This window comes from Paenibacillus sp. WC2504, from assembly GCF_052682475.1.
Genome location: NZ_JBQZFH010000001.1, coordinates 6,519,517 through 6,541,072 on the forward strand (window position 1 = coordinate 6,519,517; position 21,556 = coordinate 6,541,072).

A 21,556-nucleotide genomic window follows, 5' to 3' on the forward strand; every position below is an offset into this window, starting at 1 on the left:
GCCCGCGAAACCTGGAGCGCACGTTGCCTCGCCAGCGCATGACTGCCGCCCCTCGATCCCTCTGGCTAATAAGCGATATCCACCAACCGCCCCTCAGAGGCGGATACCAAATCTTCCCCCCGCAGAAATATCTGCAACCCCCGGCGGCCGCCGCTGATGCTAACCAACTCCATCGACTCCACCGTCGCATGCAGGTAAAAGGGATACTTCTTCTTCATCCCCAGTGGAGATACTCCGCCCCGTATGTAGCCTGTAAGTGATTGGATGTCTTTGACAGCCACCATTTCAATTTTTTTATTCCCGCTTTCGGAAGCGAGACTCTTCAAGTTCAGTTCCTGGTCGCCGGGAATGCAGGCTGCGAGGACACCTGTCTTGTCCCCTTTTAAGATAAGCGTTTTGTACAGCTGACTAGGTTTAAGCCCCACTTTAGCGGCAACGGTAGTGGCATCCAACTGATCCTCATCCCACTCATATTCATGTAGCGAATAAGCAATCTGGAGAGAATCGAGGATTCGGCAGGCATTCGTTTTGTTTGACATAGGTTCCTCCTCTTTTTGTATACAAAAGTTGTACGAATGAAAAACCAATCTATATTTGGATATCATAACATGATATAGTTAGGACATGAGCAATTTCTAGGCTGCAAGGAGGCCATATGAGTCAAGGTAAACAGAACCACACAGGTCACTTATTCACTGTAGAAATTTTAATTGAAGAGGCTACAAATGGTCTTGCGATGGAAAAGCTCCTACATCTTCTTAACGCACAGACGGTCAAAGATTATCAAATCCTCAAGGGCATCGAGCTCGGTAAGCTAATTGAATTGAATACAACGAAAAAAGAGAGCACGCCTCCTTCATATACTGGCAAAAAGGCAGTAACTTCTCCCCCGCCTGCAACTCCCGCGCCAACGATGACGTCGACAGCGCCAAGCGGAGCGGCCGATCACATTATCACACAGCTAGAAGGCTTCAAAGCTAACAACACATTGATTCGGCTAACCGTTATCAAAGGTCAGGGCATTAAGCTCAATCTTCCCTGCCGGATTTTGAATTATGACAGCAGCAATCAAAATGTTGCCGTGTATCATGTGGATGAGAAGAAAGTTTACTCATTTAAACTGAATGAAATCGACGATTACGTCGCTTTCTAAACAAAGAGGATGTTCCCTGACCGACAAGGGACATCCTCTTTTTCTTAACCCGAAGCCGCGGCATGCACGCCATGGCTTAGCATATTCTCCAGCTGGGCGGTGTTCACCGGCGGGCTGAACCAATAGCCCTGTACTTCGTTGCAGCGATTCTGATGCAGGAAGTGCAGCTGCTCTTCCGTTTCTACACCTTCTGCAATGACTTTCAAGTTCAGATGGCGCGTCATTGCGATAATCGTAGTAACGATTGCCGCGTCATTGGGATCCACCATTATGTCGCGTACAAAGGATCGATCTATTTTCAACTTATCAATCGGAAACTTTTTCAAATAATATAAGGAGCTGTAGCCGGTCCCGAAATCATCAATGCTCACGTGAACACCTAGCTCCTTGAGCTCGAGCAGAGATTGAATCGCGTGATCGACGTCCATGGTCATGCTTTCCGTAATTTCAAGCTCCAAATACTGCGGATCAAGCCCCGTTTGCTCCAGCACATGAGAGATCTTGCCTTTCAGATTATGCTGGAAAAACTGCCGCATGGATAAGTTCACGGAAATCGGCATCGGGGAAAAGCCTTGATTTTGCCAGGCTTTATTTTGCTTGCATGCCGCGCGCAGCACCCATTCTCCGATTGGCACAATCAAACCGGATTCTTCTGCAAAGGAAATGAAATAGTTCGGCGAGATCAACCCTTTCTCCGGGTGATTCCAGCGAATCAACGCCTCTACACCGACAATGCGCCCTGTCTCAATATCAACCTGTGGTTGATAGAATAAAACAAACTCCTCCAAGGCGATCGCTCTGCGGAGTTCATTCTCCAACTTGAGGCGATTGATGGATACGGATTTCATATCCGCGTTGAAAATTTGGAAATCATTGCGCCCTTTCTCTTTCGCTCTGGCGAGTGCGATATCGGCATACTTCATCAGTGTATCCGCATCTTCCTCATCTGCCGTAGAGATGGCAACACCAATACTTGCTGTAACATGCAGTTCATATTGTTCAAGAACAAATGGTTTCTCCAGAACGCGATTAATCTCTGCGATAACGGCAATGACATCATTGGAATCGGCGACATTCGTGTAGAAAAAAGCAAACTCATCGCCTTCAGTCCGTGCCAAATAATCATTTTCAGTAATGCATCTCGTGAAGCGCTCAGCAAGCTGCAGAAGCATCATGTTGCCATAATCGTAGCCGAAGCTATCGTTGACTAACTTGAACCTATCGATATCCAGATAAAAGACGGCGACTTGCTGCCCCGCTATTCTGGTCAGGCTCAACCGCTCATTCAGGTGGTCTCTAAACATACGCCTATTCGGCAGCCCCGTCATGTCATCATAATAGGCCATATACCGGACTTGTTCATCGCTGCGCTTACGTTCCGTTATATCCTGACAAATGAGGATAAAGCCCTTATCATTCGTGCTCAGTTGAACGGGAACGGCTGTTGCATGCAAGTCAACCCGATAGCCGCTTTTGTGAGACACGGAAGTTTCAAAGGTAAGCGGCTCTCCATCCGTTGCCAGTTGAAGTTGATTGATCGTCAACTCATACTGCTCTTGCGTCACAAAATGGCTGAAACGTTTCTCCAGCAATTCCGATGCCGAATATCCGAGGATCGTTTCTGCCGCTGCATTAATCCGGATGAATGTCCCTTCTTGGTCAAAAATGCCAATCGCATTCGGATTATGCTCAAATAAGGAATCCAGCACATGCTGATAGGAGTGATGCTGCAGAGTTGATATTGATGAGTGCTGGTTGTCCCTTTCTTTTCTCAACAGCTGAATAAACAGCGGCAGGGCAGCTAGAACGCATATCCATACAGCATACGGCTTTACGTAAAGGCTTACGAATATGGCGACAATCAAATATCCGCCAATATATAGCCGGTTTTTCACAAATTTGCCTCCTCTTACGAATTCACTCTAGGTAATAGGAAGCGTCGCACGGACTACCGTTCCTTCTCCCGCTTAATCTTCATAACGAATTTGCCGCAATGAAAGAAACAAGCCCGCACTTCACTTGTCTCCTTGTGTGATTCATCCGACACCTATGGGAAAATCAATATGTATTTTAAATCCATTTGCGTTAACTATTACTTTCTACATAAGTCGAGCTTTTCCTGCAAATAGGGCACAAAATAAAGAAAAAAGAGTCGGAATTTCCTGACTCTTTCCAATTTTATTATTTTAGAGCGGCAATCGCTAATAGAATCCATCCTACTAAGAAACTCAAGCCGCCAAGCGGAGTAATCGGTCCAAAAAATTTAATTCCTGTCAAACTAAGCGCATAAAGGCTGCCCGAGAATAAGATGATTCCGATAAAAATCGCCCATCCGGAAGCATTCACCATCGAAGTGTTCCCAAGCTTATCTGACAAAATGGCAATGGCGATTAACGCAACCGCATGAATCATGTGATAATGCACACCCGTTTGAAAAACTTCTAGTTTGTCTGGCGTTAATTTTTGTTTCAAGATATGTGCCCCGAAAGCCCCTAATGCAACAGAAAGAAACGCGTTCAAGCTGCCGATCAGCACAAAAAGTTTCATCATGGTTTCCAAACTTCCCTTCATCAAAGCTTAAATTTATTCTACTTCACCGATATCATGCTGTCCAACGATTAGTCGTACTGGCTCCAGGTAAACCTTAGTGACTGTCGGATGTGTAATTAAATCGATCTCAATATCTACAATTTTGTTGCGGGCTATTTTGCCTTCTCTTTTGTCATAAACGACCTCGAATTGCTTGAGTCCCAGTTCATAAATCAGAACGGAAGAACCGATGGAAAGTGCGTTGGATTCGAACTCCCCGTGCTCAAACAATACCTCGGATAATATTTCTTCATTCATATCCACAATCGTAACATACTGGCAAAATTGGTACTTCATCAAAAACTGCCCCCTTTAAATTAGTAAAATTTACTTACCAATTCGCCGGAAAATGTCGAAATTCCTGCATCATTCAGTATGACCAAGAATGTTCACAGAAAACCCGTAAAATAGATGACAACTGGAATGGTAAACATACTAAACAAGGTGGAGGTAAACACCGCCTGTGAAGAAAACTCCGGTTCATTCTCGTACTCAATCGCCAAGAGCACACTGCTAAGGGAGGTTGGCACGGCACAGGAAAGAACTAGCGCTTGTGCGGTCAGTCCATTGATCCCAAGCATCCACACGACCAAAAATCCGAGCAACGGCCCCGCAATCAGCCTTAATATATTCGAAACAGCCACATTCGAGAAGTGAAATTCCCACTTCATCCCGCCAAGCTGTACGCCAAGTGTCAAGAGTGCTGTTGCCATGAAGGCATTTGAAATATACGTCAGCGGCAGATGAATGGATGATGGGACGGGCAAATGGAAATAACGCAGCAGCAGAGCAATCGGAATGGCATAAATAACAGGTAAAGACAAAATCGTCTTCATCGTTGCCTTCCAAGTTGATTTATGGGCATTTAACGTGTAAATTCCATATGTATTAGGGATCAAATTTTGCATGATCATGATGATAATTTGTATAGAAAGGGTATAGGCATTCCCTCCAAATACGGTTTGATTAAGCGGTAGCGCATAGTTCGCACTATTATAGAAAATAACGCTGTTTCGCATGGCGATCCGCATGCCCCGCTTCATTTTCCTAATGCGTATATAGATCTCAATCACCGCAAACAAAAGGCTGAAAAACAAAGCGAAAAACAAAAGGACTTGCAGAATAACATTCAGGTTCATTTCAGACTCATACAGTTTTACGAAAACGATGGCGGGAGAAAACACATAGAAATTAAGCTTGGATAATGTTTTAATATCAAGATGAAAAGCACGATACATGACTGCGCCAATCGCGATCATGATCGAAATCGGCACAATATTATTAATTAGAATATAAATAAAATAACTCATTTCTGTTCCTCACTTAAATGAAGTTCCGTTGCTGTAGTACGCATCCTTGCTGTAGGTCGTAAAAGCAACTTCAACCTCAGGCAAGCCAAGCCCAAGGACATGGGTCGTAACTGCCGCAGCGACGGCATCCCTGATCTTGTCCCCTCTTTCAAACCAGGCGACTTCAACAAACGGATAGGCTGGAACAATTTTACCGCCGAAAACAGCCGGATGCTGGACACACTCTAGCGTAAAATTATCGCTGTCACACTCGCAGATCGACGCAAGCTGCTCAACTAAGCTCTCACTCATTCCACAAACTTGTTCGATTGTTACTCCTCTGAACGTTAATCTAGGCATGCTCTAAACTCCAATCCCTTATCGCCTTACGGCTTCTCATTTCGTTGATGCGTTTACACTGTTAATGATACGTTTCAACTGTACATTGAAATTATGAATTTCTTCCAGGGACAACCCACTGGATTCAAGCAGCGTCTGTGGGATGCAAAATGCTTTTTCATAAAGCGCAAGTCCCGTTTCTGTAATGACAATGTTCACAACACGCTCATCTTCAACAGACCTTTTCCGCTCTACCAACTTCTGAGTTTCCATCCGTTTGAGCATCGGCGTCAACGTGCCTGAATCTAGATCCAGCTTCTCGCTGAGCTCCTTGACGGTGCTCTCTTTTTGATCCCATAGAACGAGCAGCACCAAATACTGCGGATAGGTAATTCCCAAGTCTTCCAGAAAGGGACGATACATCCGTGTGATAGCTCTCGAACTGGCGTATAAACTAAAGCAGAGCTGATTATCAAGTTTTAATAATTCTTCATTGGTGCTCATACCATCGACTTCCTTTCTCATTCATATTGCGAACAATCGATTTGCTTCAAATGTATATAAAAATAACCCTACTGTCAATGCGAATAGTCAGATAAGTTCATAAATGTTGCTAAATTCTTGATTCGATGGAGGTTAAAAAGGAATTGTATCCGCGCCTCATTCATGCTAAGCTTGTTTCAAAATTATACCAATAAAGGGGAATATGACCTATGGATTGGTTCTCTGCTCATAGGGAGAGTATGGATGAGGTATTCGGAGAAGCGGAACATCTTATTCGCGCATTTCCTGAACCGCTGAATCATCACGGACTAGCCTACTTCGCTAAATTTGACATGCGACAGCAAGAGAGCACGAAAAATTATATCTGCTACTTGCTCCCCTATTGGATGCAGGAAAGCACCCATTTGCCAAACGATTCGGTCAAAAGGTTGAGCTTAGCTAACGTTTTCGTCATGCTCTATTACTTTGTTGTAGATGACATTATGGATTCTACCAAAGAGGCGCATAAGGACAAGCTCCCGCTCGCGAACTTATTTCAAATGCAATTTCAAATGATGTATCGCGCATTGTTCCCGCCGCAATCTCCTTTCTGGCATTATTACGAGACTTACGTGCTGGAATGGGCCGACGCAGTGGCAGGCGAGCCGGGTGGTGATTACTTTCACACGGACAAAAGGAAGGTTGCCTGGAAAGCTAGTCCTGTCAAAAACGCCAGCACTGGAGCTTTACTCCTCGCCGGTCAAGCTGAGCTCATCCCCGCTGTGACGGGAGCTGTTGAAAAAGTGCTCGTGACGCTGCAAATGCTTGATGACTGGGCGGATTGGGAGGAAGATTTGGACGAGGGTTCCTATAATTGTTTGCTTGCTTTTTTGCGTGGAAACGTTGGAGGGTCGGAAGGTGGTTCACCAACCCCGGATTGGGTCAAACAGCAGATATATGTTCGCGATGGACTTGAGGGATATAGTGAGATCGCCGCGAAGCATCATGAGGGGCTGCTAGCGTTAGAGACACCCCTGAAAGAGCTTTGCCAATTTCATCTTCATCTAGTAGATCGTTTGCGTGTAACAGCAAAAGAGATCAATGAAAAGCGCAACCAACTTCTTTCTGGCGGTTTATCCTATTTTTTGTCGAATTCTAGTAATTTTTGATAGAATATTTTGAATATTCATGCTATAATTTTTTTATTGGGAATATTAACCAATGGCTCAGGCAAGATTGCTGTGCCTAACGGACTGAAATGCCCTTATTCATGATTTTTGAGCATGAAATAGGATTTAACGGACCTGAGCGACGCTATTCCTCTCAAAATAGCCCAAAACAAAGGAAATAACAGTGAATAACGCCTCCTCAGTCCGATAACTTCCCTTTCATCGCCAATAATCAGAAATAGTGGCTTCCATGTCCGTTACAATTAAAGGGGAGTGACTAATTATGTCATCACATGAACAATTAAAAGCGAAAATCATTCAAAAAGCGTGGGAAGATGAAGCATTCAAAAACCAACTTCTTGCCAATCCAAAAGCAGCGCTAAAAGAATCCTTTGGTATTACGCTCCCCGGTGATTTTACAGTGAAAGCGGTAGAAGAAACTTCGACGGACTTTGTGCTTGTTATTCCGGCGAATCCGGCTAAGGTGTTGGTGCCGGCAGGTGCTGATAATCCCAACTGGTAAAAATAAGTACGAAGGAGCTGCAGATTTGATGTGCAGCTCCTTCGCTCTTTATTACATTACTTTTGGAAAACTCATAATTACCTCAGTTCCGTTATTCTTCTGACTTTCAAATGCTATTTCCCCCTGCATTGCCTCAATTATCCGGAATGTTACCATAAGTCCAAGACCGGTTCCCTTTGTTTTTGTTGTAAAGTAAGGTTCCCCTAGTTTCGCCAACTCAGCAGCTTCAATCCCTTGACCGTTATCTTTAATATGAAGGTAGACCTTGCTATCCATCTCATATGCTCGAATTTGCACCTCTCCGTCATCTTGAAAAGCTTCAATACCGTTTTTAATAAGGTTGATCATGACTTGTTTAAACTTCGATACATTTCCACGTATATAAAGTCCAGGTGGAACACTTACAGCAATACGTCCGCCTTGTAAAGTTGCTAGCGGCATAATAATTCCTTCAATTTGTTTAATTACTTGGTTAACATCGATATCAACGGTTTCATCCAACTGAGGCTTAGAAAAGGTTAAAAAATCTGTAATGATAACCGATGCTCGATCCAGTTCCTCGATCGCTATTTGCATATATTCTTTTTCTTTCTCCTCTGATCGTGAACCGATTAACTGTAAGAAACCACGCGTTACCTGTAGGGGGTTCCGCACCTCATGAGCGACGGAAGCAGCCAAGGAGCTTATGATTTCCGTCCTTTCTGAAAGTTGAAGCTGATGATTATAAAATTCTAGCTCTTTCGAGTAGTTGACCAATAGTTCCTGATTCAGAGCAAAACGTCGGACCAATATAACAATGAGGGTAATAAATAAGGCAATGCCTCCCCACTTCCATAAATAAAATTGATAATTCAGTGAAGATCTATAGAAGTTAACAAGATCTAGTATACTCATGACAGCCAACGTGCCAAATCCGATTGAAAACACAACAGCTTCCTTGTTCCCTTTTCGCATCAGCTGAAAACATAATCCGATGATCAAAACAAATTGGAAAATCATCAAATAGCCTAAAACGGTTACCGCTACAAAAAAGTATGCTTTATTAAATTGATAATGATTCAATTGATTGATGAACATAAATGCGATTAATAGAACAGAATAAGCAACCTGAAATTTCCGAAATCGACGCACCCATTTAAATTTCCCGTTATCAAAGATTTGCTCGAATGACCAAGTTAGCGCCGGTAAAAACACATTAAGAGCCACATCGAACAAATTGATAAATAAACCACCATAACTTGTGAAATTGGCGTATACAAAAGGAGAATATGTAATAAAAATTATTCCTACTGACAAACTTAATACACTTATTAGCATCCAGCTTTGAAGCTGACCTCTTTTCAAGAAGATAGATCCAATTAGCATAATCAGTGCAATGAATAAAAAAGCACTTCCGAGAATAATATTCTGCAAATCTTGAAGTACATACGACCTCATCAGAATCGAGTATTGATCTATCCTGATAGTTGGGTATATACTCAAACGGTCCATAGTTGACTCCAACTTTAGATATACAGTTTCTCCACTTTCCACACTACTAATCGGGAATAAACTCCTCTGTGCGTCATACGGAAAATCATACCTCGATTCTCGAATTAAATGTGCTCCAATGTATACCTTCAGTTTCTGCGTACGAATGTCTTGAATATAGATGCCATAGTCTTTGGGTAAATGTGCAGGCAGTTGGAATTTAACCCATACAGATGAGGTATGTTCTGGTTTATCAGGAAAAGGTTCACCGCTTTTCACTTTTCTCCAGCGCTCAGGTAAGGCAGCACTGACGTCTACAATTCCACCTGACGGATCCCCCCACAGGATCGAGTACTCTGAAATCGTTTTTATTTCTTCTGGAACATCATTGGCAAATACTCGCGGCATTAAAAACGAACTGCTCAACACAGCAACAAGTACCACTAACCAAAGCGTTGGAGAAAACCGCTTCATGTGTTCACCATCCCCGTCCAAACTTAACTTACGATGTTTAACAATAAATGAAATTCGACAGGACGAGAACTTTCCCTTCTTTTACCAAGTAAACAATAGTCAAACAAATATAGCCACCCCCTGCCAATTAGGGGGTGGCTATTACATGCCATATAAGCGGCTACGTGCAGGCTCCGTTTCAGCTACAACACGGCCGTGGCTTATTACATACCGGCAATCCGGCTGAACCCGTACAAGATCCATGGCATCCCGGCCGGGCAGCAGAATAAAGGATGCCGGCTGGCCAACTTCCAGCCCATATTCGTGAAGCTGCAGCACTTTCGCAGCGCGCACCGTCACCATGCGCACAAGCTCAGCGATTTCTTCCCGCCCAGTCATATGCGCAAGATGGGCCGCCATGTGAGCTGCTGCTAGCATATTTCCCGTGCCGAGCGGATAAAAAGGCGTCTGAATGTCATCATGCGCGATGCTAACATTCACACCCGCCGCCAGCATCTCCTTGATCCTAGCGATTCCACGTCCTTTGGGAAAGCGATCGAAGCGGCCTTGCATAGCGCTGTTGATGAGCGGGCAGCAGACGACGTTTATGCCGGATCGAGCCGTTATGCCTACCACTTTCTGAAAGTAGGCGTCACTATAATACGCGGAAGCATTCGCATGCGCTGCGGTAACACGTTCCCTTAGGCCATAACGAATGGCCAAGTGAGCCGTGCTCTCAAGGAAGGTTGAATGCTCATCGTCCATTTCATCGCAGAACACATGGACGAAGCAGCCATACTTCTCGGCTAGGCGGAACACGATGTCGAGCGACGCGAGGCCTTCCTCACGTGTAGGTTCAAGATGCGGAATGGCGCCGATCCCATCTGCGCCAAGCTCGAGCGCCTCCTCCAGCCGGCGCTCATTCTCCGGGCAAGCGCGAATCCCGTCCTGCGGGAAAGCGATGACCTGAACCTGCATGTGCGGCTTCACTCGCTCGCGCAGGTCAAGAAGCGCCCGCAGCGCCGTCAGGTTCGGGTCCGATATGTCCGCCTGCGTGCGAACATGGAGAATGCCTGCCGCCAGTTGCAGCTGCAGCACTTTCTCCGCCCGCTTCCTGACATCGTCATAGGTGAGCGATTGTTTGCGCTTTTGCCATAACCCGATGCCTTCAAACAGCGTGCCGCTTTCGTTCCAAGCAGGTTCCCCCGCCGTTAAAACCGTGTCCAAATGGATGTGCGACTCCACGAATGGAGGGAGCAGCAGATGTCCGCTGCCATCGATTTCTCGTTCGGCTCCACTGTCGATAACGCCAATACCGACGATTCTACCGTCCTTTACGCCAACATCGACAACGCCCCGGTTCTCTGGGTCATCCAGAAGACGTACACGTCGAATGATTAAATCAAGCAGGGTGATCACCTTCTTCCTATGGCGTGTTCATTAGCTGTCTTTTTTCATTTCGGATTCATGCCAGGAGCTCAACACCCATTTGGAGAAAGCGTTGACCAAGAGGAAAAAGGAAATGCCCAGCGCTGAAGCCGACAGCCCGCACGCGAATAAATACGCTGTTTTTAACCGGGCGGCCGCATACGTAATCGCATAACCAAGCCCGCCTGCTCCCCCACCGATGCCAGCGATATACTCACCGACGATGGCGCCGACAACAGATAAGGTACAGGAGATTTTCAACCCCGCAATAATATAAGGCAGAGCAGCCGGGATGCGAAGTCTCCACATCGTTTGAAAGGCATTGGCATTATACAGGTAAAACAAGTTGCTCATATTTTGATCCGTAGAATTTAAACCGATTAAGGTATTTGAGAGCATGGGGAAAAATCCGATCAAGAAGGTAATGATGACAATGGCATTCATGCCCGCATCGAACCAGATGACAATTAATGGCGCAATTGCAACAATCGGAATGGTTTGTAAAATGATAGCGTACGGATACACGCTTTTCTCGATCCACTTGGAACTGGCAAGCAGAATCGCACCCGCTACCCCCATGATGATGCTGAGGAAAAATCCGAGCACAGCTTCAAGCGTCGTCGTTGTGACTGACACCCATAACGCATGTTTGTTTTCCACGGCGGCAGCCACGATGTCAGACGGCTTAGGTACCAGATAAACAGGCGCCTTAGCTAAATACGCAATGAGCTCCCAGCCACCGATGAAAACAACAAAGGCAACCAAGGGAGGCAGCATGTGCTTCAACAACATAAGGAAGCGATAGCCCGGTGAGGCGCCTTCATCGAGTCGGTTAGCCCAAGCGGAACGTTCACGGGCAGGGAATATTTCGTCAGGCAGCATTTTTAGATAGTTAGAATCAACAGCCATTTGTCGTGTCTCCCTTCATTTAAGGCTCAACCTTCATTTTGCCAGGATTCAGAAGTCCTCTAGGGTCATTCTCGCGTTTCTTGCGCGCCATGCTGCCAACCTCACCACGTCCGCCTTGTTCGAGCACCCAAGTGTGCGGATCGAAGATCTTGACCCCTATGGATTCGCAAAAGGCAACAATCTCGTACAGTCGTTCTTCGCTTTGGAAGCGAACAAGTGGAAGCGCATTTAGCGCGAGTTCTCCACCGCTGCGCACCCATTCGAAATGCAAGTAAACTTCGTCGCCCCATTTCGCTTTCAAAAGCTCGATTTGTTCCTCATAGCGGCCCAATTCAAAACCTGCCTGCAAATACGTCATAGAGGAGTCCGTCTTCATTGCCCATAGTGTTGTATGATTCCATGTAAAATCCGACACGCCAATCGTTTTCCGATATTGCTTGGCTTCTATGAAATGGTCGATGCATCCACCATAGCCATCAACAAGCGCTTCGACGGAATCCATACTTTCCTCCTCAATCTCAAGCATAACGGCTGCCTTGCCAGCTTTGATCACTTTGGCAAATGGAACAAAATAAGACGGAATCGGCCATTCCATCGGAGCAATAAGCCGCTTCGGAATCTTTTCCTCTCTCGCCAACGCCTCTCCGAACTTCATGGATTCCTGCAGCGTATCAAAGCTGACAATGGCTTGAGCCCACTCCGTGCGCGGAGAAAGCGGGATCGTCACCTCGGTTAAAATGCCGGTCGTTCCATAATTATGAATATAATCAAATAAATCACGACCTTGAATCACGAGGCGCTGTGGTGTCTCTTCCATTGTATAGATCACAGCTTCAAGCACATTGCCATCCCACAGGTTGCCATGGGTGATAGAACCGATTCCCCCGGAACCTCCGCTGACAAAACCGCCCACCGTTGCTTTGACATAAGTGCTCGGATAAATGCGAATCTCCTGCCCGGCCTCGCGCGCCTTTTTATCCATGACACCCAGACGCACGCCGCATTGAAGCCTTGCATAGCCAGGTCCGATTTCGAGAATTTCATCCATACGGCTTAAATCAAGAACAATACCGCCCTGCAGGGGAACTGCTTGACCGTAATTACCTGTTCCGGCTCCACGCACCGTCACCGGAATGTTATGGTGGTAACCGAAGGCAATAATTTCAGCCACCTCAGCCTCAGAACGCGGTATAGCAATGACATCCGCTGCTTTCATATGCTGCAATTGCCGATTAAGGACAGGAGAATACCAGTAATAATCCTTCGAAAGTTTTTCTCTCGTTGCACGATCCACATGCACGATCTCGTCCCCGAGGCGCTCCTGCATGATTTGCTCCCAGTTCATTTGCATCGCCATCTGCGTCATCCTCTCCTCTTAATGCTCTAACGCTGCTGATACTTCCCGCACCAAATCGCTGAACTGCGCCGTGGTCCGGAAGCTTTCATCCCGTGGAAAAGGCACCGGAATATCCAATCGCGCTGATATTTTGCCAGGACGCGGTGTCATGACAACAACACTCGTGGATAAAAACACGGATTCAAACACATTGTGCGTCACGAATAGCACCGTCATCGATTTATCCTGCTGCCAAATATTAAGCAGCTCCATCTGCAGCGTTTGACGGGTAATTTCGTCCAAAGCGCCAAACGGCTCATCCATGAGCAGCAGCTTAGGCCTGGAGATCAGCGCGCGGGCAATCGAGACACGCATTTTCATACCACCGGAAAGCTGCCTTGGCAGCACCTTCATATAATCCTTCAAGCCGACAAGCTCGAGCACGCGCTGCGCCTCATCTTTTTGCGTCTTCTTGTCTACTCCCCGCAATTCCAGCGGCAATCTAACATTCGCTTCGACCGTCGACCAAGGCAGCAGCGTATGATCCTGAAAGACGAAAGCGATATCGCTTTGCTTACGCGCTTCCTTCGGCGTCGTCCCAAATACGTCCAGCTTGCCGCTGCTCGGTTTGGCCAGCCCTGTAATCATTTTGAAAATCGTAGATTTCCCACAGCCGGAAGGACCCACGAAGCATAAGAACTCCCCTTCTTGAATGGATAGATTCACATCCTGCAGGGCAATCGTTCCGTTCGGGTATGTTTTAGACAGATTTTCCATACTTACAAATGTAGGACTAGCTCCGAGCTTACTTGGATCGTGGACGAGGGGGGAATTCATGGCCATATCGATCATCTCCTAGATTTGTTTTTGGATTCCGTTTATCTATAGGTGCTTTTTCAATGACTTCATGTCAAAAGCTTGAAATTCGAGCAGTGCTTCGGCGATCATTGCACCGTAGGTAACCGTCATGGCTTCGCCTTTTTGAACCGTAGCTTGCGCAGCGTCTCCGGAGATGCCAGAGTGGGATAAATCGTCCATCACCCATGCAAAAGCACGGTTGCGCAGACCTAGATAACGTGAGCTCGGATAATTTGGGAACTCCGTAGGCGCCGCTTCCATGTGCACCCAATGTGGAATTGCCGACATCACGAGCGACGTTTCCATATCACCCGCATGAATGCCCGCTTGCTTTTCCAGCGGAGTTATCCATTCATCGGCACCGCCAAGTCCGCCAGGGTCTAGCCGAAAGACCGCCAATCCAGTCTCTATGCGGATTTCACGAGCCATCATATTAAGCAAATCCGTGTTGCCGCCATGCGTATTCACCAAGGCCAACTTTTGAAAGCCGCTTCTAGTAAGGCTCTTGGCAATATCCATGACGACGGCCATCAACGTTGTTGCAGATAAAGTAATCGTTCCGGGATGGCCGAGATGCTCAGTGCTTTTGCCATAAGGGATGGCCGGCAGCAGCCAAATATTCGCATCATCCGGAAGCTGATGGAACGCTTCTGTTAGCAGCACCTCGGAGATCAACGTATCCGTAAACACCGGCATATGCGGACCATGCTGCTCAACCGCGCCCACCGGCAGAACGATCAAGGCGTCATCTTTCGGTAACTCATCTACCTCCAACTTACTTAATCGAGGGAAAAAGTGGCGATCCCATGCTTTACCTGTATAGCGACTGAATGTCACAATGAGCGCCTCCTTATGCGTCGTATGATTTGTTGTTCACCTGTATGAAAAAAGACCCAATCTCATTGACAAGAACGGATCCTAGCTTTCAATGTAGCAACGTTTTAACCGGAAGCTTCTTTTGTCCGAAAAAGCTGCAAAGCTGCGGCAACATCCGCAACCCGCTCCCCTAACCGAGCAGCCATCAGCAGCTCCCTAGGATCAGGGGACAACGAACTGTCTGGACCTGCCAAGGTAGAGGCGCCATATGGCGAGCAGCCAATCGCGTCCGCTGTTAAATATTCTGGATTCTCGGAGTACGGTAGACCTACGAAAATCATGCCGAAATGAAAGAATGGCACCATAGCCGTCAAAATAGCTGCCTCATGACCAGTATGAATAGAAGCCGTCGAGTTAAAAATGCCCGTTGGCTTCCCTTCTAAAGCCCCTTCTACACATAACTCTCCAGCCATTTCTAGAAACAACTTAACTTGAGCGGGCATCGTGCCATAATAAGTGGGAAAGCCCCACAATATGCCGTCAGCCCATCGCAAATCATCATTAGTCGCATAGGGAATATTCTCTTGTAATACACCTGCTGCTTCATATTTACTATAACGATCTGTCAGCCGAAATTGATTGGATAAGCTTTTACTACTGCTTGTAGGCCTCTCCTTATCTGGCTGGATGACGCGATTCTGAGTAGCGGCCATTTCGGGGATGCGCACGATCTTTACATGATGAGCCCCTGACTGGCTGGCCCCATTTGCCACAGCTTGTGCCATCTGAAAGACATGACCGAATGCACTGTAATAAACGACCAGCAAGTTAGCCACCCTCAATTTCACCCTTTCGCAAATTCATGTTTGTGGAAGGATACTTCTCGTGAAGCCTCATCCCAATAGCGGGCTAACGTGTTGTCCTGCCATTTGGTTTTGGCTGCAGCCATGCGCACCCACCTTCCCCCGCTATACACCCATCGCCGTTCCGGCAGCATGGTGAAGATCTCTTCCGGCGTACTGCCGTCCATGACGACAAAGTTCGCTTCATTGCCCGCCTTGATGGCATCATCGGTAAGTCCCAACACTTTAGCGGGAACATCCGTAATCATGCGCAGCAACGTACGAAGATCGTCCGGCCTTCCCATATGAGCGGCGTAGGAGCTGATTAAAGCAATTTGCAGCAAATCACCTCGCCCGAATGGATGAAAAGGATCGTGAATATTATCGGAAGCTACCGCAATAGGAATGCCTGCCTCCCATATTTCTTTCAGTCTGGTTACCCCACGCCGAATTGGGAAGCTGTCATGTCTGCCTTGCAAATACAGATTCACCGCAGGTAAGGAAACGGCTTTGAGCCCCGCATCCGCCATTTGAGCGATGATGCTGTGCGCATCTTGATCGGTCATGGATGCCAGCGCGCATAAATGATCAACGGTCACTCGTCCTTCGTATCCTTCCGCCTTCGTTCGATAGGCGATATGCTCAATCGTGCGAATAGCCGGATTGTCGGTTTCGTCACAATGAAGATCAATCGGCACGTCGTATTTCTCCGCTAATTTGAACACATAATCAATATCTTCTTTCGGGGTCATCGATAAATGAGGGGCTCCCCCAATTCCGTCAACACCCATCCTTAATGCTTCTTCGATGGCGTCTACGTCCATTGACATAAAGTTGTAAGGACACATTGGAAACAGCTGCAACGTTAGGTAAGGGGCCAGTGCTTCTTTTGCTTCCAAGGCAGCTTCAATCGTACGTAAGGCAACTTCCCTGGAAACTCGCAGGTTAAAATCCAGATGCGTCCGAATCCGTGTCGTACCAAACGATAATGCTTGCATAGCCGAACGAATCATTCTAGATTTAATTTCCTGCTTGCTAAAAGAAGGCGATGCTTGCGAATAATTCTGCACAGCTTCTTCTAACGTCCCGCTTCGATTCTCAACCGAAGTTAAGGAGAAAGCTTTGTCCAGATGCATGTGTGCATCCACGAAGCCCGGCAGCATGATTTTACCTTCCAAATCAATAATCGGCCTGTTGGAGTCCAGAAAAGCCTGCGTAGGATTCCACGTTTCCAAAGAAACAGCGCCAGGCGGGGCAGCATCTCCTTCTTGCTTGAGAATCTGTGTCCAAACCCCATCCCGAATCGATAGGCGAAACAAATGCCCCTCATCCTCCATGGGTAATCGAACATTGATGAAATCCAAATTCGTAACAGAAGCCAATGCCGCCACCTCCTGAACCATTATTATTTTTTAGGTAAAAATTGGGTTGTGAACACTTTATCAATGCTTTCAGCCGTTTTTAGCACACCAACATCAACTAATTGCTTCTGAACTTCCTCCCAGCGTTCCTTGGTCATGACGCCAGTCCCTTTCGTTGCAGCATCGCCGCCAAATACGAAATCCATTTCTTTTGCAGCGCTAAATTTCATCATATCCAAGCCCATATCAGGGTTCTTTTGTTGAATGCTCGGGTTAATCTCCTCAGAATGATCTTTGTAGTAGTCCCATCCTTTGACAGTAGCTTCCACGAAAGCTTTCACTTGATCCGGATGTTCGGCAATCATCTTCTCCGTTGTGAAGTAAACCCCGCCATAAATGTTATATCCGGAATCGGCATTCAGCAGCGTCCCATACTCCACTTTTTGCTGATCAAGAGTGAAAGGCTCGCTAGTCACGTAACCTTGTGTGAGCGATGTTTTATCATTAACAAAATTGACTAATTGACCTGTGTATTTCATTTCTTGGGCCGAGTCTAATTTGTATTTCTTCTTAATGAACTGCCAGAAGCTCGCAGTGGAAGCTACATACACTTTGTGACCATTAAGATCAGCAAAATCTTTCACTCCTGAATCTTTATGGTAAAACAAAGCTTGCGGGCTCTTTTGCAACGAGGTTGCGATCGCTACAATTGGAATCCCCTCTTGTCTGGCCACCAAAATATCGTCGCCGTTAGCCATCCCGAATTGCGCTTTGCCTGAGGCAACAATCTGTGTAGACGACACCTGCGGTCCGCCCGGCATCAGCGTCATATCCAAGCCTGCATCTTTGTAGTAACCTTTGGCTAACGCCGCAAAGTTCCCGCCATGTTCTGGCTCAGCGAACCAGTTCAAAACAACCGTCGCTGGAACGATAGCTTTAGGCGCCGTCGTAGCCGCTGTTGATGCAGCGGGAGCCGTGGAAGCCGCCGGCGCTGTGGAAGTTGGTGCGCTTGGCGATGATGAAACTGAGGTGCTTCCACTACCGCAGGCGGCAAGCATACTTGAGATCGCAATAAAGCTAACAGACAAGAGTACCGGGCGTTTGGCGACTAGCGGATTCGTATCATTGAATCGTTTCATTTGAACATCCCCTCCATATTTGGTTATCTCTACAAAGTACTTATCGACCTTTAGTCAAATATAGAATTGATCGTCTATGCGCGTCAACGAAGATGCTAACGTTTTGTGTTTAATCACAATAAAAGTACGCCTTTTTATTATATTTTCAAGAATAAAGTGAATGACAAGCCATAATATATCCCAAAAAACGAACGTTAAGCGATTTTACACGACACCAACCTTGACTCCAAGTTCCCGCAACCAACGGCGATAGGCGATAGAAAACCGGTCTACCTTGTGATTAAGCTCTACTTGCAAATCAAGCGGAAGCAGCTCCGGTTTCTGCGTCTCAATCACCTTGGCATCTTGATCAAAGACAATATCCTGAAAACGGATGAAATTCGCATCATCCACATCAAAGGCATAGTTACGTGACACCATCATGTGAACAATACATTCTTCTGCCGCCACAGGGAGGACCGTCAGCATGATCCACAAGGTTTGGCCGTTGCTCGGATCCGCTTTGGACAACCGTGCCGATAAAGGCCGGTACACTTCCTTCCTATACACGTAAGTCGTTCCTTCACTTTTATCTGAACCGGAATGGGCTACAGGCTGAAAAATCGGAATATGTTCAATATAAATTCGATCTTTTTCTTTGATGACCTCGAAGTCAGGCAGCTCCGCATAGTCCGGGTGTCCCAGCAAATTCTGGTGGACGAACATCAGATGGGCAAAATCCGTAAAGTTCTCGATTACTCTCGTACCCGCTGCCGCCACCTTATAAGGGCCGCATGGCAGTGGACGAAACGCGGGATTGGCAAACTCGTCGAAATGAGGAAGCGGCGCTGTCGGCTCACCAATACACACCCAAATAAAACCGTATTTTTCTTCACAATGGAAAAGCTGAGCTTTGGCTCTTGGCGGGATTTTCTCCCCCTTCGGCTGTGCGGGAATACACACACATTGGCCGGAAGAATCATATTGCCAACCGTGGTAAGGGCAGACTAACGCATCGTTTTGCACCCAGCCTCTGGAAAGCATCGCTCCACGATGAACGCATAGATCCTGCATGGCATGAACCCCTATGCTGGAACGGTAAAGCGCCACTCTTTCGCCCAAAATAATGACACCAACAGGCTGCTCCTTCAGTTCTGACGCGAGGTACACCGCATGCCAATCATTTTCCAGAACGGGATCATGTAGACGTTGTAAGGCCATAACTATCATCCTCCTACGGAATTTATGAAAATCATACACATTTGAACCTGTAAAAAAAGCTACTCGTTGTCTGCGAAAATAGGATATTTTCCAGCTAATTTGGCACGCAGGACATTAACCCTGGCTTGTGCTCTCTTTAAAATTTCCTGCTCATCCACCCAGGTGCATACGCCTTTGTCGACAACTACGTTGCCGCCGACGATGACAAGATCCACGTCGTTGCCGTTCGCATTGTACACTAGGGCGGAAGAGGCGCGATGGACAGGGCTGATATGTGCCTTCATCATATCTACTGCCACCAGGTCTGCCTTCTTGCCAGGCTCCAGACTGCCCAACTCATTGCTCCTTCCAACCGCCTTCGCGCCATTCACCGTCGCCATACGCAGCACATCCATCGGAGGCAATAAGGTAGCATCCAGCTCATTCACCTTGTGCAAGCAAGCCGTGAACTTTAGAACCTCTAGGTTGTCTTGGCAGTTATTGCTGCCGGGACCGTCCGTCCCCAAAGCGACATTAATGCCCATGCGCAGCATGTCAGGCACTCGGGCAACGCCGGATGCTAAATACATGTTGGAGACAGGGCAGTGGATAACCGATGCCCCTTGATCGCGAATCATGGCCAGCTCGCCGTCATCCAGCCAAACCCCGTGCACGACCTGCGTTTGCTCACCCAGGAGTCCAACTTCATTCAGGAGCTCCAAGTTGCGCAATCCATAACGTGCCATCGTTGTATCGATCTGCTCGCTCGTTTCCGCCACATGCACGTGTGAAATGAGATGGCGATCCCGGCTGAAAACCGCCGCCCGCTCCAGATAACCACGCGAACAGCCATATAAATTGAGCGGCCCAAGCGCGATGCGGATTCGTCCTGAAGCAGCCCCTTCCCATTCATCAAGCAAGCGGTCCGTGGCGCCAAAGATTTGCTCCTCAGTCTCTCGCAATCGGACTTCTCCCGCCAAATCCGACCCTCCTCGGGCCAAATGCCCGCGAATGCCGGAATCGATCATGGCTCGCAGCACACTCTCGTCATTCTCAGGGTAGGTATGGATATAATGGTGATCCATGATGTAAGTGGCGCCCGATTTCAAATTTTCAATACATCCGATCAATGCAGCCAAATAGAAATCTTCTGGCTCCATCGCCAAGCTCATCGGCCAAATGATCTCCTTCAGCCACTGTGCAAGCGGGGAGTGATCAGAAACGCCTCGCATGAACGTCTGAAACAAATGCGTATGCCCGTTGATGATGCCAGGTATCACAACTTTTCCCTTTGCATCGTAGACATACGCCGCTTCCGCCTTCAGGCCATCCATCCTTCCATCTTCGCTCCATGCTCCCACTTCTACGATGACATCGTGCTCCAGATAGACGTAGCCTGGTTTGAATATCTGATTGGTGGCATTCATGGTGATAATCGTACCGTTGTAGATCAGCTTCTTGGACATTCGATTGCCGCCACCTTCCTCGCGTTAACTTTTATTACACAGTTTAAAAAATTATGTATATGTGTTATGTTTATTAACACGATTATAGGAGCGGCAATCTTTTCCGTCAACGTCACTTGTAAATGAAAACCAAACAATTTGTAACGTTTTTTAGTGAAATATCGCCGAACTAATTAACACTTTTTGATTTTGAAACGTATTAGTGCTGTTTTTTCGTGAAAATATGTTTTTTATAATCAACTGTATATATTTTTCTGTGTAAGGAGTTGTGTCATGATGGAACTTCCACATCTGGATCAAGTGGATCAAGAAATTATTAAGCTGCTGCATGAGAATGGCCGCCTTTCCTACGCCAAAATTGGCGAAATCCTTAATCTCTCGCGTGTAGCGATTCAAAAACGAGTCGAAAATCTAATCGACAATGAGGTCATCGAGAACTTCACCATTCGATTGAATGCTACAAAGTTAGGAAAGGTCGTCAGCGCTTTTTTCGAAGTCGAGGTTGAACCGCGCTTTGCTGAAGAGGTGGGCAATCAACTATCGGCGGATCCCAATGTCATCTCGATCTATCAAATGACAGGAAGCAGTTCGCTGCATATGCATGCTCTGTTGAAGGATGAAGCCGCGTTAGAGGCATTTTTGTATCAGAACATCTACAAACTGGGTGGCGTTGTTCGCGTGAATACGCAAGTGGTGATCAAACGTTTTAAGCAGGGGACTGGGCTGGAGCTTTAATTTTGCGCAGCAATAAAAA

Annotated in this window: 22 protein-coding genes; 4 read left to right on the top strand and 18 right to left on the bottom strand. The window is 46.8% G+C overall.

The features are described 5' to 3' along the window. Nucleotides 1–65: 65 nt before the first annotated feature. Nucleotides 66–539 (bottom strand): Cys-tRNA(Pro) deacylase, encoded by a 474-nt coding sequence (gene ybaK, locus ACUN27_RS29450; protein ID WP_315955209.1) that lies wholly within the window; start codon nucleotides 537–539, stop codon nucleotides 66–68. Nucleotides 540–655: 116 nt separating this feature from the next. Between ybaK and ACUN27_RS29455 the strand changes: the two genes are divergently transcribed. Then, nucleotides 656–1,153, top strand: a complete 498-nt coding sequence (locus ACUN27_RS29455; protein ID WP_315955210.1) for a hypothetical protein — start codon at nucleotides 656–658, stop codon at nucleotides 1,151–1,153. 44 nt (nucleotides 1,154–1,197) lie between these two features. Here the strand turns inward: ACUN27_RS29455 and ACUN27_RS29460 are convergent, their stop codons facing one another. The 6 genes from ACUN27_RS29460 to ACUN27_RS29485 form a co-directional block, all read right to left on the bottom strand. Next, nucleotides 1,198–3,048 carry a putative bifunctional diguanylate cyclase/phosphodiesterase gene (locus ACUN27_RS29460; RefSeq protein WP_445560036.1) on the bottom strand — a complete coding sequence of 617 codons (1,851 nt, stop codon included), beginning with the start codon at nucleotides 3,046–3,048 and terminating at the stop codon, nucleotides 1,198–1,200. Nucleotides 3,049–3,334: 286 nt separating this feature from the next. Then, a complete protein-coding gene (locus ACUN27_RS29465; RefSeq protein WP_164819722.1) occupies nucleotides 3,335–3,700 on the bottom strand; it encodes a DUF423 domain-containing protein in 366 nt (121 codons plus the stop codon). 36 nt (nucleotides 3,701–3,736) lie between these two features. Further along, nucleotides 3,737–4,039, bottom strand: coding sequence for a hypothetical protein (locus ACUN27_RS29470; protein ID WP_315955212.1), 303 nt, complete (start codon nucleotides 4,037–4,039; stop codon nucleotides 3,737–3,739). A gap of 92 nt (nucleotides 4,040–4,131) precedes the next feature. Next, a complete protein-coding gene (locus ACUN27_RS29475; RefSeq protein ID WP_315955213.1) occupies nucleotides 4,132–5,052 on the bottom strand; it encodes an AEC family transporter in 921 nt (306 codons plus the stop codon). A gap of 9 nt (nucleotides 5,053–5,061) precedes the next feature. Beyond that, complete coding sequence (locus ACUN27_RS29480; RefSeq protein WP_326062115.1) at nucleotides 5,062–5,391, bottom strand: DUF1904 family protein; 330 nt, start codon at nucleotides 5,389–5,391, stop codon at nucleotides 5,062–5,064. Between the two features lie 36 nt (nucleotides 5,392–5,427). Then, nucleotides 5,428–5,874: a MarR family winged helix-turn-helix transcriptional regulator gene (locus tag ACUN27_RS29485; RefSeq protein ID WP_315955215.1), complete on the bottom strand. Its 447-nt coding sequence runs from the start codon at nucleotides 5,872–5,874 to the stop codon at nucleotides 5,428–5,430. A gap of 209 nt (nucleotides 5,875–6,083) precedes the next feature. On the opposite strand from ACUN27_RS29485, the gene ACUN27_RS29490 reads away from it, so the two are divergent. After that, entirely contained in the window at nucleotides 6,084–7,022 is a 939-nt protein-coding gene (locus tag ACUN27_RS29490) for a hypothetical protein (protein WP_326062116.1), read from the top strand. A gap of 283 nt (nucleotides 7,023–7,305) precedes the next feature. Next, on the top strand, nucleotides 7,306–7,545 hold the full coding sequence (locus tag ACUN27_RS29495) for an NHLP leader peptide family RiPP precursor (protein ID WP_315955217.1): 240 nt from the start codon (nucleotides 7,306–7,308) through the stop codon (nucleotides 7,543–7,545). Nucleotides 7,546–7,596: 51 nt separating this feature from the next. Here ACUN27_RS29495 and ACUN27_RS29500 read toward each other — a convergent pair whose 3' ends face one another. From ACUN27_RS29500 to ACUN27_RS29550, 11 genes are all read right to left on the bottom strand, one after another. Next, a complete protein-coding gene (locus ACUN27_RS29500) occupies nucleotides 7,597–9,489 on the bottom strand; it encodes an ATP-binding protein (protein ID WP_315955218.1) in 1,893 nt (630 codons plus the stop codon). Nucleotides 9,490–9,630: 141 nt separating this feature from the next. Beyond that, complete coding sequence (locus tag ACUN27_RS29505) at nucleotides 9,631–10,887, bottom strand: amidohydrolase family protein (RefSeq protein ID WP_326062119.1); 1,257 nt, start codon at nucleotides 10,885–10,887, stop codon at nucleotides 9,631–9,633. Nucleotides 10,888–10,908: 21 nt separating this feature from the next. Then, entirely contained in the window at nucleotides 10,909–11,688 is a 780-nt protein-coding gene (locus ACUN27_RS29510) for an ABC transporter permease (protein WP_246239471.1), read from the bottom strand. Nucleotides 11,689–11,824: 136 nt separating this feature from the next. Continuing rightward, nucleotides 11,825–13,162, bottom strand: a complete 1,338-nt coding sequence (locus ACUN27_RS29515) for an FAD-binding oxidoreductase (RefSeq protein ID WP_326062120.1) — start codon at nucleotides 13,160–13,162, stop codon at nucleotides 11,825–11,827. 18 nt (nucleotides 13,163–13,180) lie between these two features. After that, nucleotides 13,181–13,978, bottom strand: a complete 798-nt coding sequence (locus tag ACUN27_RS29520) for an ABC transporter ATP-binding protein (protein ID WP_315955320.1) — start codon at nucleotides 13,976–13,978, stop codon at nucleotides 13,181–13,183. A 45-nt stretch (nucleotides 13,979–14,023) separates the two neighbouring features. Next, nucleotides 14,024–14,836, bottom strand: coding sequence for a creatininase family protein (locus tag ACUN27_RS29525; protein ID WP_326062121.1), 813 nt, complete (start codon nucleotides 14,834–14,836; stop codon nucleotides 14,024–14,026). Nucleotides 14,837–14,940: 104 nt separating this feature from the next. Beyond that, nucleotides 14,941–15,651: an NAD(P)H-dependent oxidoreductase gene (locus ACUN27_RS29530; protein WP_315955222.1), complete on the bottom strand. Its 711-nt coding sequence runs from the start codon at nucleotides 15,649–15,651 to the stop codon at nucleotides 14,941–14,943. A gap of 8 nt (nucleotides 15,652–15,659) precedes the next feature. Beyond that, the gene (locus tag ACUN27_RS29535; protein WP_315955223.1) at nucleotides 15,660–17,039 is read right to left on the bottom strand and encodes an amidohydrolase family protein; all 1,380 of its coding nucleotides are present in this window, start codon (nucleotides 17,037–17,039) and stop codon (nucleotides 15,660–15,662) included. A gap of 23 nt (nucleotides 17,040–17,062) precedes the next feature. Beyond that, entirely contained in the window at nucleotides 17,063–18,157 is a 1,095-nt protein-coding gene (locus ACUN27_RS29540) for an ABC transporter substrate-binding protein (protein ID WP_315955224.1), read from the bottom strand. A 204-nt stretch (nucleotides 18,158–18,361) separates the two neighbouring features. Next, nucleotides 18,362–19,357 (bottom strand): aromatic ring-hydroxylating dioxygenase subunit alpha, encoded by a 996-nt coding sequence (locus ACUN27_RS29545; RefSeq protein WP_326062122.1) that lies wholly within the window; start codon nucleotides 19,355–19,357, stop codon nucleotides 18,362–18,364. A gap of 59 nt (nucleotides 19,358–19,416) precedes the next feature. After that, nucleotides 19,417–20,802: an amidohydrolase family protein gene (locus ACUN27_RS29550; protein WP_326062123.1), complete on the bottom strand. Its 1,386-nt coding sequence runs from the start codon at nucleotides 20,800–20,802 to the stop codon at nucleotides 19,417–19,419. Nucleotides 20,803–21,075: 273 nt separating this feature from the next. Between ACUN27_RS29550 and ACUN27_RS29555 the strand changes: the two genes are divergently transcribed. Continuing rightward, nucleotides 21,076–21,537, top strand: coding sequence for an Lrp/AsnC family transcriptional regulator (locus tag ACUN27_RS29555; RefSeq protein WP_315955227.1), 462 nt, complete (start codon nucleotides 21,076–21,078; stop codon nucleotides 21,535–21,537). Nucleotides 21,538–21,556 lie beyond the last annotated feature (19 nt).